The 12,232-nt window shown below is 59.7% G+C and carries 13 protein-coding genes; 11 read left to right on the forward strand and 2 right to left on the reverse strand.

Features of this window, described 5'->3' with window-relative positions; genetic code table 11:
- Positions 1-6: 6 nt before the first annotated feature.
- Complete coding sequence (locus C1J05_RS05000) at positions 7-1,242, reverse strand: multidrug effflux MFS transporter (protein WP_114869288.1); 1,236 nt, start codon at positions 1,240-1,242, stop codon at positions 7-9.
- A 188-nt stretch (positions 1,243-1,430) separates the two neighbouring features.
- Between C1J05_RS05000 and C1J05_RS05005 the strand changes: the two genes are divergently transcribed.
- From C1J05_RS05005 to C1J05_RS05035, 8 genes are all read left to right on the forward strand, one after another.
- The gene (locus C1J05_RS05005; RefSeq protein ID WP_114869289.1) at positions 1,431-2,963 is read left to right on the forward strand and encodes an acyl-CoA carboxylase subunit beta; all 1,533 of its coding nucleotides are present in this window, start codon (positions 1,431-1,433) and stop codon (positions 2,961-2,963) included.
- A gap of 33 nt (positions 2,964-2,996) precedes the next feature.
- Entirely contained in the window at positions 2,997-3,395 is a 399-nt protein-coding gene (locus C1J05_RS05010) for a cupin domain-containing protein (RefSeq protein ID WP_114869290.1), read from the forward strand.
- Positions 3,392-3,859 (forward strand): DUF6497 family protein, encoded by a 468-nt coding sequence (locus tag C1J05_RS05015; protein ID WP_114869291.1) that lies wholly within the window; start codon positions 3,392-3,394, stop codon positions 3,857-3,859. The genes C1J05_RS05010 and C1J05_RS05015 overlap by 4 nt, the downstream gene beginning before the upstream one ends.
- Positions 3,860-4,073: 214 nt before the next feature.
- Entirely contained in the window at positions 4,074-4,220 is a 147-nt protein-coding gene (locus tag C1J05_RS21660) for a hypothetical protein (protein ID WP_205389072.1), read from the forward strand.
- Positions 4,221-4,298: 78 nt separating this feature from the next.
- Entirely contained in the window at positions 4,299-4,649 is a 351-nt protein-coding gene (locus C1J05_RS05020) for a hypothetical protein (RefSeq protein ID WP_114869292.1), read from the forward strand.
- Positions 4,650-4,986: 337 nt separating this feature from the next.
- Positions 4,987-5,190, forward strand: a complete 204-nt coding sequence (locus tag C1J05_RS05025) for a hypothetical protein (protein ID WP_114869293.1) — start codon at positions 4,987-4,989, stop codon at positions 5,188-5,190.
- Positions 5,191-5,316: 126 nt separating this feature from the next.
- Positions 5,317-7,317 (forward strand): acetyl-CoA carboxylase biotin carboxylase subunit, encoded by a 2,001-nt coding sequence (locus C1J05_RS05030; protein ID WP_114869294.1) that lies wholly within the window; start codon positions 5,317-5,319, stop codon positions 7,315-7,317.
- Positions 7,318-7,323: 6 nt separating this feature from the next.
- Positions 7,324-7,911, forward strand: a complete 588-nt coding sequence (locus C1J05_RS05035; protein WP_114869295.1) for a hypothetical protein — start codon at positions 7,324-7,326, stop codon at positions 7,909-7,911.
- A 140-nt stretch (positions 7,912-8,051) separates the two neighbouring features.
- On the opposite strand, the gene C1J05_RS05040 is transcribed toward C1J05_RS05035, so the two are convergent.
- Positions 8,052-8,495, reverse strand: a complete 444-nt coding sequence (locus C1J05_RS05040; RefSeq protein WP_114869296.1) for a DUF4174 domain-containing protein — start codon at positions 8,493-8,495, stop codon at positions 8,052-8,054.
- Positions 8,496-8,606: 111 nt separating this feature from the next.
- Between C1J05_RS05040 and C1J05_RS05045 the strand changes: the two genes are divergently transcribed.
- The 3 genes from C1J05_RS05045 to C1J05_RS05055 are packed head-to-tail and all read left to right on the forward strand — an operon-like array spanning position 8,607 to position 12,191.
- Positions 8,607-9,602, forward strand: coding sequence for a hypothetical protein (locus C1J05_RS05045; protein WP_114869297.1), 996 nt, complete (start codon positions 8,607-8,609; stop codon positions 9,600-9,602).
- On the forward strand, positions 9,574-11,703 hold the full coding sequence (gene scpA, locus C1J05_RS05050) for a methylmalonyl-CoA mutase (protein WP_114869298.1): 2,130 nt from the start codon (positions 9,574-9,576) through the stop codon (positions 11,701-11,703). Before C1J05_RS05045 ends, scpA begins: the two co-directional genes overlap by 29 nt.
- Entirely contained in the window at positions 11,703-12,191 is a 489-nt protein-coding gene (locus tag C1J05_RS05055; RefSeq protein WP_114869299.1) for an MAPEG family protein, read from the forward strand. Before scpA ends, C1J05_RS05055 begins: the two co-directional genes overlap by 1 nt.
- Positions 12,192-12,232: the final 41 nt, after the last annotated feature.

The raw sequence follows: 12,232 nt of genomic DNA on the forward strand, positions 1-12,232 counted from the left end.
GGGGCGCTAAAGGCCCAGTTGTTTTTCGCGGAACACGACATACCGGATGCAGACCACGGACAATGCCGACGTGATGAACATGATCCAGAGCAACGGCAGCGCGCCCGTTTCCGGTGCCAGCATCGCGCCCGCCAATGCGCTAAGCGCGGCACCGCCCCCGATCATGATCGCCCCGCCTAATCCGGATGCCGTACCGGCCAGATGCGGGCGGACCGACAACATTCCGGCGGTGGCGTTGGGGATGCACAAACCGTTGCCCAGCCCCACAAAGGTCATCAACCCGAAAAACACTAATGCGCTTCCCTGTCCGGCAAGGAAAATCAACAGCGACAGGCCAAGGCCAAAGCTGCACAGGCCGCAGCCCCACTGGATCATTGCGTTGATACCGAACCGCGTGGCGAACCGGCCGGTCAGGAAATTGCCGACGAAATATCCGATGGCGGGTGCGCCAAAGTAGATGCCAAGCGTGCTGGGCGACATGCCGAACACTTCGGAACCGACAAAGGGCGCGCCGCCCAGATAGGCAAAGAACGCCCCCGACGACAGGCCCGAGGACAGCGAATAGCCCCAGAACCGCGGAGCGCGCAGAAGTTCGGGATATTCGCGGTATTGCTGGCCCAGCGTACGCCCGCTTTTGGCGGCGGTTTCGCCCAGATCGGCATAGGTCAGCACCAGCGTCAGTGCGCCCATGCCGAACAGCGCCCAGAAACTGGCGCGCCATCCGAACGCTTCGTCCAGCACGCCGCCGATTGCCGGGCTGATCATCGGCACGATGGCCATGCCCATCGTGACATAGCCGATCATCGAAGCGGCGCGATCCTGCGGGTACATATCGCGCACCACGGCACGGCTAAGGACCATGGCAATGGCAACCACGGCCTGACACATGCGGAAGAACAAGAACACCTCGGCGCTGGGCGCATAGAGACAGCCCAGTGTGGCCAGCAGGAACAGGCCCAAGCCCCACAACAGGACAGGGCGCCGCCCGAACTTGTCCGAGATTGGCCCGACGATGATCTGCATCACCGCGTTGACCCCAAGATACACCGCCACCGAAAGCTGCATCAGCCGGTAATCGGTCTGGAAATAGTCGGTCATGTTGGGCAGGCTGGGCAGAAAGATGTTCATCGCCATCGCCGAGATACTGGCAAGCAGGATCAGCGTGGCAATATGCGGAGCGGTGGTGCGGTCCAGAAATCGAACAGCCGGCGCTTGCGCAGTCTGGGGTGACGCATCGGGCATGACCCAGACCTATGCCCGAGCCGCGGGCTTGTCCAGACGAAATGAACTGATCAGTTCAAAGTGAGCGTATTTGCAAATTTGCATTATGCAGAAACGCTTTGGAAAATGATTTGCAAATTTGCCAAATTGGCCTTTGGCCGCAGCGCAGAAATGTTTAAGGTCACGCAACATTGCAAAAGGGTCCTGCCATGAAAGATATCCTGTCCCAACTTGAAGATCGCCGTGCCACCGCCAGACTGGGCGGCGGGCAAAAGCGGATCGACGCGCAACACGGACGCGGCAAGCTGACCGCGCGGGAACGGATAGATCTGCTGCTGGACGAGGGCAGTTTCGAAGAATTCGATATGTTTGTCACCCACCGCTGTACCGATTTTGGTATGGAAAAACAAAAGCCTGCGGGCGATGGCGTGGTGACGGGCTGGGGTACGGTCAATGGCCGTCTGGTCTATGTGTTCAGCCAGGATTTTACCGTTCTGGGCGGGTCCGTATCGGAAACCCATGCGCGCAAGATCTGCAAGATCATGGATATGGCCGTTGAAAATGGCGCGCCGGTCATCGGCATCAACGACAGCGGCGGCGCGCGTATTCAGGAAGGCGTGGATTCGCTTGCCGGCTACGGCGAGGTGTTTCAGCGTAACATCATGGCCAGCGGCGTGGTGCCCCAGATCAGCATGATCATGGGGCCGTGCGCGGGCGGGGCGGTTTATTCGCCCGCGATGACCGATTTCATTCTGATGGTCAAAGACAGCTCTTACATGTTCGTCACCGGCCCCGACGTGGTGAAAACCGTGACCAACGAACAGGTCACTGCCGAAGAACTGGGCGGGGCCAGTACCCACACCAAAAAATCATCCGTCGCCGATGCTGCATTTGAAAACGATGTCGAGGCGCTGGCCGAAGCCCGCCGCCTGATCGACTTCCTGCCCGCCAGCAACCGTGAAAAACCACCCGTGCGGCCGTTTTTCGATGATCCAGACCGGATCGAACCTTCACTGGATACGCTGGTGCCGGAAAATCCCAACAGCCCCTATGACATGAAGGAACTGATCGTCAAACTGGCGGATGAGGGCGATTTTTACGAAATTCAGGAAGAATTCGCGCGCAACATCATTGTCGGCTTCATCCGGCTGGAAGGGCAGACAGTGGGCGTTGTGGCCAACCAGCCAATGGTGCTGGCCGGCTGTCTGGACATTGACAGCAGCCGCAAGGCCGCGCGGTTTGTGCGGTTCTGCGATGCCTTCGAAATCCCGATCCTGACGCTGGTCGACGTGCCTGGTTTCATGCCCGGCACCAGCCAGGAATATGGCGGCGTGATCAAACACGGCGCGAAACTGCTGTTCGCCTATGGCGAGGCGACAGTGCCCAAGGTCACGGTGATCACCCGCAAGGCCTATGGTGGCGCCTATGTGGTGATGTCATCCAAACATCTGCAGGGCGATTTCAACTATGCATGGCCCACATCCGAAGTTGCGGTGATGGGGGCCAAGGGTGCAACCGAAATCATCCACCGCGCCGATCTGGGCGATCCTGAAAAGCTGGCCAAACACACCGCCGATTATGAGGCGCGGTTTGCCAACCCGTTTGTCGCCGCCGAACGCGGTTTCATCGACGAGGTGATCCAGCCGCGCAGCACCCGCAAACGTGTTGCCCGCGCCTTCGCGTCCTTGCGCAAGAAGCGCAAACAGATGCCGTGGAAGAAGCACGACAATATTCCGTTGTAAGCCTTTGTTGCGCCGCACCTGAAAGAAACTGAAATGACCCAACTCTTCAAAAATCAGGCCTTCACCATCGCCCATGCCGATGATGGCAAGTTTCAGGGCGCGGGGCTGCGGCCGTTCTTTGAATACCGTGATCTGGGCATCAGGGATGCGACCAAGGGCGCTTATGGCGCCCATGTGATCCGCGCCGTCCCGGGCATGGAAAGCCCTGCGGCGTGGCATTCTCATGATCTGGACTTTCAGATGGTCTATGTCACCCAAGGCTGGGTGGTGTTCGAATACGAGGGGCAGGGCGAACATATGCTGTGCGCGGGATCCTGCGTGTTGCAGCCCCCCGGTATCAAACACCGCGAGGTGCGCCATTCAGATGATATGGAGTTGATCGAGATCATATCGCCCGCCGATTTTCACACTCAGGATGAAGCCGCGCCGTGATCGCATCTGCGGCATATGAACAGACGCGCGGCACTGCCCTGCGTCACGCCCCCCCAGCGGGAGGAGCCCGGAAACGGGGTTGGGGGGGCGGTGTTGCCGCGTCCGTTCTTTGGGCGGCCTCGGCCGCACGGGCGCAGCAGGTTCCGTCAGGTCAGGCGGTGGAATTGCAAGAGGTGTTGCTGGACGAAACCGTCGGCGCGCCGGTGTTACGGTTCCGGTTTCTGGCCCCCGCGATCGCGCGCGATGGTGGCACGATCCGCTTTACCGACGCCGAGGCCGATATGGCCCATCTGTGTGAAACCGTGGCTCTGCCTTACATAGCCGAACAGGGGGTACATGTTGGCAGGGTTGTCATCTCGCTTGCCGACCGTGCGGTTGAATTCGGCACGCCCGATCCCGACGCCACCCAGTTTTTCGAGGCATTCACGCTGGAAAACGGCACCTGCATCTGGGAGGGTTTATGATGCAACCACAATATGTTGCGCCGCCTTTTGCAGGTCTGGCCGCTTCTGCGTCTTTGGAGTCACAGGGCGACAGCTTGCTGCGCGCCAGATATCTTTTGACCCGCGCTTACGCTAGATTGACCGGCGGTGCTGCCGTCATGGCAGGCACTGATATGTCGGGTGTTGTGCGGCAAGTTCACGCCGCATCCCCCCGACCCGAACGCAGGAGACGCAGATGTCAAACTACATCAAGCTACTTGCAGCATTCAGCTTTGTTGCTGTTGTTGCAGCCTGTGCGCAAGAGCCGGTCGAGGAACAATACGTTGTCGTCGAACCTGAGCCGATCAGCCAGGAACCGGCCTATACAGGCAAGTACAAGTAAGTATCGGGCAGGGCGGGCGGCAACGCTTGCCCTGATCCAACCCGCACTGGCCCCGACAGGGGCGACAGGGGGTGTTTCATGCTGAAACACCGCGGATTTCCCGGTCGTCTGCCGGGATCGGATTTCCATTTCACCATCCGGCGGCCCAACCCCAAAGGCGTCACGCCGCTGACCCGGCGCGAACGCTATGCCGACCGCCGCCCGCCTGACCGGCGCGCCGATGCGGCATTCATGGCCGCGCTGTGGGAACATTTCGGCGACCAGCCATTCGAACGCGGCAATCTGGATGCCGGACGCCTGAGCTGGCTGTTCGGACGCGAGGTGGTGCCAGCTGAAGACCCGTTTGATCCTGCTGATTACGAGTCGCTTCTGAAGATCAACGAAGCGGCGGCGCGCGCGGCGTTTCCCGAAGTATTTGACGGAATTTGAGCACTATGTTGCTGAACGTTCATCATAATCGGCAGAATGCAGCCCAAAATTCACAGGTGGGTCCAATCCCATTGGCGTGCAGCGCATTGATTGCCAGTGTCGCAGGTGCAGCGCCTGTTTCCATCCGAACAGCGCGTAAGTTGCATCACTACCGTACCCCTTCCCTTGACGGTCGGCGGCCAGATTTTTCTGTTTCGCCGGCCGCCATTGGGCTGCGCGGGGCCGATTTTGCGCGACACTTGGCGCATTTGCCGCCCTTGGCGCAAAACTCCTTGCCTCTGGGCCAGGTTATGTCATCTGTGGAAAACGAGCAGTCAGGCAAAAAAGGAAAAATCCGATGCCAATCCTCAAATGGACATCCGCAATCGTTGTGTGCGCCGGGCTCGCAGCCTGTGGCGATACGACCGGTGAACAGGCGCTTGTCGGCGCCGGTGCCGGTGTCGGCGCAGCGCTGTTGCTGGACACCAACCCGTTTGCCACAGCGGCAGTCGGTGCCGCCGGTAGCGTCATCTATTGCGATCAAAACCCCGGCAAATGCTAATCCTCTGACCGTTGCGGGCCTCTGCCCGCCGCGTTCGGATCATCCTTGTCACGATCTGACTGCCGCGCACCTTCGGGCACGCGGCCGTTTGGCGTGCGACCACTCCATCACCAAAAGGGACAAAATATGTTCAGTAAGATCCTGATCGCAAATCGGGGCGAAATCGCCTGCCGTGTTATCAAGTCCGCCCGCAAGATGGGCATATCGACCGTTGCGATCTATTCGTACGCTGACAAACAGGCGTTGCACGTTCAGATGGCAGACGAAGCCGTGCACATCGGCCCGCCCCCCGCCAACCAGTCTTATATCGTGATCGACAAGGTGATGGAGGCGATCCGCGCCAGCGGCGCGCAGGCGGTGCATCCGGGATACGGGTTCCTGTCGGAAAACTCCAAATTCGCCGAAGCACTGGCCGCTGAAGGTGTTGCCTTTATCGGCCCGCCTGTCGGCGCCATCGAAAAGATGGGCGACAAGATCACGTCAAAGAAAATCGCCCAAGAGGCCGGGGTCAGCACCGTGCCCGGTTATATGGGGCTGATTTCGGATGCCGACGAGGCAGTGAACATCAGCAACGAAATCGGCTATCCGGTCATGCTCAAGGCGTCTGCCGGTGGCGGCGGCAAGGGCATGCGTATCGCGTGGAATGACGACGAAGCGCGCGAAGGCTTTCAAAGTTCCAAGAACGAGGCGGCAAGTTCGTTCGGGGATGACCGGATTTTTATCGAGAAATTCGTGACCCAGCCGCGCCACATCGAAATTCAGGTGCTGTGTGACAGTCACGGCAACGGCATCTATCTGGGAGAACGCGAATGCAGTATCCAGCGCCGCAACCAAAAAGTTGTCGAAGAAGCCCCCAGCCCGTTTCTGGACGAGGCAACGCGCCGCGCCATGGGCGAACAGGCCGTCGCTTTGGCGCAGGCGGTGGATTACACCAGCGCGGGCACGGTTGAATTCATCGTCGACGGAGACAAGAATTTCTATTTCCTGGAAATGAACACGCGCCTTCAGGTTGAACACCCGGTGACAGAACTGATCACCGGTGTTGATCTGGTAGAACAGATGATCCGTGTCGCCAACGGCGAAAAGCTGAGCATCACACAGGATGATGTCAAACTGAACGGATGGGCGATCGAAAACCGTCTGTATGCCGAAGACCCGTATCGCGGGTTCCTGCCATCCATTGGCCGCCTGTCGCGCTATCGCCCGCCCGCCGAGGTGGCCGAGGCCAGCCATGTCGTGCGCAACGATACCGGTGTCTACGAGGGCGGCGAGATCAGCATGTATTACGACCCCATGATCGCCAAGCTGTGCACATGGGCCCCGACCCGGGAAGATGCGATTGAACGGATGCGGGTGGCACTGGACAGCTTCGAAGTGGAAGGCATCGGCCACAACCTGCCGTTTCTGGCAGCGGTGATGGATCACCCGATCTTTGTGGCAGGTGACATGACCACCGCCTTTATCGAAGAACAGTTCCCCGACGGATTTCAAGGCGTCGAACTGGCCGAGGCCGATTTGCGCAAGATCGCAGCGTCCTGCGCCGCGATGCACCGGGTTGCCGAAATTCGCCGTGCGCGAGTCTCGGGCCGTATGGACAATCACGAGCGCAAGGTCGGACGCGACTGGAACGTCGCCGTGCAGGGCCAAAGCTATGACGTGACCATTGATGCGGACAAGGCTGGCGCAACCGTGGCTTTTGAAGATGGGACATCGCACCGCGTGACCAGCGATTGGACGCCGGGCGATCAGCTTGCGATGCTGACGGTGGATGACGCGCCGCTGGTGCTGAAAGTGGGCAAGGTCAGCGGCGGGTTCCGTATCCGCAGCCGGGGTGCCGATCTGAAAGTGCACGTGCGTACCCCGCGCCAGGCCGAACTGGCCGCCAAAATGCCGGAAAAACTGCCGCCCGATACATCGAAAATGCTGCTGTGCCCGATGCCGGGCCTGATCGTAAAAGTGAACGTGGAAGTAGGCGATGAAGTGCAGGACGGACAGGCGCTGTGCACTGTCGAGGCGATGAAAATGGAAAACATCCTGCGCGCCGAGCGCAAGGGCATCGTATCCAAGATCAACGCCGGTGCTGGCGACAGCCTTGCCGTGGACGATGTTATCATGGAGTTTGAGTGAGATTGAATGCTGCCCGTCGAATGGATAGGCCCGGCCATTATTGCCGCCGTGATTGCGGCGCTGATCAATGTGGCGGGCTGGTTCGTGACCGGGCAGCGCGAAGTCAGGCGCGACCGGCGTCGCCGCCGCGAGAGGTGCGAAGATTTGCAAATCGCCCTGCGCGCGGAAATCCAGCATTATATGGATATTCTGTCAAATCCCGGCTTCGATCTGCGCGATATCTGGGCCGAAGTGGTGGGGCAGATGGAAACCGATGAAAACTATGCCCCGTTTGTGCCGTCCGAACGCAATGACACGGTGTTCAAGACGGTCCTGACCGATATCAGCATCCTGCCCGAACAGGTGATCGGCCCGGTGGTGCGCTATTACAATCAGGTATTCGCGATCGAGGCGATGATAGAAGACCTGCGATCCTACAAGTTTGACGGCATGGATCAGGAACAGCGTATCAAGATGTACACGGATTACATTTCGCTCAAGCTTGAAGCGCTGGATCAGGGCAATCAGGCTATTGAAACGTTAAATGCCAGTATCGGTGCGCCCAATGGCGCAGCCGTCAGTACCCCGGACGCGGTCCGGTCTGGCCAGTTCTAGGAGGCGGTGATTTCGGTGTATTCGACATATCCGGTCACTCCTGACGGTAAGGCGCACCATGCGCCCGTTTCCTGTTTCAATATAGGGCATCGCCGCCTGACATGCAATGAATCCGCCGCCCTACAGGGGCCGCGGTCGCATTATTCTCCGCGGCGCTCCTGCACCTCGCGCTGGCGCACGGGCATCTTGTCAATCACCCGTGTCAGTTCGCGCACTGTATACGGCGCCGGTTTACGCAGCTTGACCCCGCCGTCCTTGCCAACAAGCACCAGTGTAAAGCCGCGCGGGCGAAGCTTTGTGCGGATTGCGGATTTTGCCGCAGGGTCTGTGTCGGTCAACACCACGACATCGCGCACTTCCAGCATCTCAAGCTCTTTTTCCAGCAATTCGATCTGTTCGATGAACCGCGGGTCGGCCGGGGTGTCCGCAAACACGACGACGGGCCGCTTTATCCATAAAAATTCGCTCAAATCTGAGCTTTCAGCGGGCCGGATCAAGGGCAGTTCGGCTGGATCAACCGATCCTGTCGCACCGGCTGGCAGTGCGAGAAATCCGGCTAAAACAAGGGCTAACGTGTTTTTCATAATGTCTCCTGCTAAGCGCAATATAGGGGGCAATTTCCGGAATGCGAACACAGATCGTAACGTTGTTGTACAAAACGGCTGTGTTAAGTGCTTTGTCAGAGGTTCAACGCAATGATGGCCGCCATCCCAAGGATCGGGCCGGACTGGGCGGCCCTGTGGCGACAGGCGGGCGCATTCATGGACGTGATATTGCATATCGGGGCGCACCGTACCGGCACGACGACATTTCAGGATTACATGCGTCGCAACCTGATTGAACTGAACGCGATGGGAACAGGGTTCTGGGGGCCAAGGCGCACACGGCGCGGGGTTTTTGCCGGCATCCTGCCAAAACCGGGGGCGGCAACGGGCCGCGATCTTCAAAAACGCGGGATCGGGCGGGTCAAACTGGGCTGCGCGCGGGCCTTTTCGCGGGGCCACACACATCTGGTGATCAGCGACGAAAACATGATCGGGTCGGTATGCGGTAATCTGGACACAAATACCCTTTATCCTGCGGCGGGTGAGCGTTTGGCCCATTTCGCACCTGCGTTTGAAGACCGGAAAACCAGGGTTTTCCTGACCATCCGCGCGCTGGACCGGTATTGGGCATCGTCGCTGGGATACGGGATCACCCGCGGGCGCGGCGTGCCTGATCGGGCAGAACTTGATCGGCTGGTGCAGGGGCGCCGCAGCTGGCGCGACGTGATTACCGATATCGCCTGCGCTATGCCACATGCGGACATTAACGTGGTGCCATTCGAAAACTATGTGGGCCAACCCGATGTGCAACTGGCCCTGATGACAGGGCAGGCCGGTCCGGAAACGCATGCCCGAAACTGGTGCAATGCCACGCCAGCACCGGATGTCTTGCGCCAGATGGTGGCCGAGCGCGGACAGAACGGCGCGGGCCTGACCGGTACGGATCGCTGGTATCCGTTTGATGCCGTACAAACCGCGCATCTGCGAGAAACCTATCTGGACGATCTGTTCTGGCTGCGCACAGGCGCCGACGGATTGGCCAATTTCACCCAGGGAACAGGGGCGAACAAGACGGGGAACACGTCTGCCATCGCCCGAAATGCAAGAGGACACGGACATGACAACGAAAAAAGAGAAATGGGCTGAAGCGGCCAAGGCCGAACTGCGCAACCGCAGCCTGGAAGACCTGACATGGCACACCCTTGAAGGCATCGACGTGCAGCCTGTCTATACGGACGAGGATATGGCCGACCTGACCCATCTGGGCACCTTGCCGGGGCAGGCGCCGTTTACCCGTGGTGTGAAATCCACCATGTATGCGGGCCGGCCATGGACCATCCGGCAATATGCCGGCTTTTCCACTGCCGAGGAAAGCAACGCCTTTTACCGCAAGGCACTGGCGGCAGGGCAGCAGGGCGTGTCAGTTGCGTTCGATCTGGCCACGCACCGCGGCTATGACAGCGATCATCCCCGCGTGGTCGGTGACGTGGGCAAGGCCGGTGTGGCCATTGACAGCGTCGAGGACATGAAAATCCTGTTTGACGGCATCCCGCTCGACAAGGTTTCGGTGTCGATGACGATGAACGGTGCGGTGATCCCTATACTGGCCAATTTTATCGTCACCGGAGAAGAGCAGGGCCATGACCGTGCGGTTCTGTCCGGCACGATCCAGAACGACATTCTCAAGGAATTCATGGTGCGCAACACCTATGTCTATCCGCCCGAACCGTCGATGCGCATCATCGCGGACATTATCGAATACACCAGCACCGAGATGCCGAAATTCAATTCGATCAGCATCAGCGGCTACCACATGCAAGAGGCGGGCGCGAACCTTGTGCAAGAGCTGGCCTATACGCTGGCCGACGGGCGCGAATATGTCCGCGCCGCGATTGCGCGCGGCATGGATGTCGACAAGTTTGCCGGCCGGCTGTCGTTCTTTTTTGCCATCGGCATGAATTTTTTCATGGAAGCCGCGAAACTGCGCGCCGCGCGCCAGATGTGGTTCGAGATCATGAAGGAATTCGAACCGAAAAACCCGAAATCGTCGATGCTGCGGACCCATTGCCAGACATCCGGCGTGTCCTTGCAGGAACAGGATCCTTATAACAACGTGGTGCGCACCGCCTACGAGGCGATGAGTGCCGTGTTGGGTGGCACCCAAAGCCTGCACACCAACGCGCTGGACGAGGCGATTGCCCTGCCAACCGAATTTTCGGCCCGCATCGCGCGCAATACCCAGTTGATTTTGCAGGAAGAAACCGGCGTCACCAATGTGGTCGATCCGCTGGCCGGTTCCTATTACGTTGAAAAACTGACCGCAGATTTGATGGCCGAGGCGTGGAAGCTGATTGACGAAGTCGAGGAAATGGGCGGCATGACCAAGGCGGTTGCCAGCGGCCTGCCCAAGCTTCGGATCGAAGAATCCGCCGCGCGTCGACAGGCGATGATTGATCGCGGCCAAGAGGTGGTTGTCGGGGTCAATAAATACAAACTGGATAAACAGGATCCGATCGACATTCTGGATATCGACAATGACGCGGTGCGCACGGGCCAGGTGGCGCGGCTTGAGAAAATGCGCGCAACGCGGGACGATGCTGCCTGCACCGCTGCCCTGAACGAATTGACCCGCCGCGCCAGCGAAGGCGGAAACCTGTTGGACGCCGCGGTGGATGCCGCCCGCGCCCGCGCATCCGTAGGAGAGATCAGTATGGCAATGGAAAAGGAATTCGGCCGTCACCGCGCCGAAGTCAAAACGCTGGCCGGTGTCTATGGCGCGGCCTATGAAGGCGACGAAGGGTTTGCCGCAATCCAGAAATCGGTCGAGGATTTCGCCGCTGACGAAGGCCGCCGCCCGCGCATGCTGGTCGTGAAAATGGGGCAGGACGGGCATGATCGCGGCGCCAAGGTGATTGCCACCGCCTTTGCCGATATCGGGTTTGACGTGGATGTAGGGCCGCTGTTCCAGACACCGGAAGAGGCCGCGCAGGACGCGGTGGACAACGATGTGCACGTGATTGGCATCAGTTCGCAGGCTGCAGGGCATAAAACGCTGGCGCCGCAGCTGGTTCAGGCCCTCAAGGATGCCGATGCCGAAGATATCATCGTGATCTGCGGCGGTGTCATTCCGCAGCAGGATTACAAGTTTCTCTATGACGCGGGCGTCAAGGCGATCTTTGGCCCCGGCACCAACATCCCCGAGGCGGCGCAGGACATTCTGCGCCTGATCCGCAAGGCGCGCGCCTGATGGGCAAACGCCCGACCATCCTTTCGGGCATGGCGGGCGGTGCCCTGTGGGCGCTGGCCGTGGTCTGGGGCGGGCAGCGACTGGCGGGCGGGGCGTTCATGCCCGCGAACGTCGCGCTGCTGACCGCCTTTTTTGCGCCCGGTCTGGTGATGATGGCGATGATCGCTCGGCTGGCGCAGCGGCGTTTCTTTGATGACAGTATCATCGACGGTCAGGATTTCGCACCGGGTTCTGCGGCATGGATCGATCAGAAGGTTCTGGCCAACACAACCGAACAGGCGGTGCTTGCGCTGGTGATCTGGCCGTTTGTTGCCACCACGCTGGGCGGCTTTGTCGTGCTGGTGATGGGGGTTGCCTTTGCGCTTTCGCGGCTGGTGTTCTGGGTCGGATACCATCTGTCCCCGCCGCTGCGCGGGTTGGGTTTCGCCGCGACGTTCTACACAACAGTTCTTGCGGCACTTTGGTCTGTCGTCGTCTGGGTGGGTTGAGACGCCCGCGCTTTCAACGCGCTTTGCGTCCGGAAACAGTT

The organism is Sulfitobacter sp. JL08 (assembly GCF_003352045.1).
In the GTDB taxonomy this organism is placed as follows: domain Bacteria; phylum Pseudomonadota; class Alphaproteobacteria; order Rhodobacterales; family Rhodobacteraceae; genus JL08.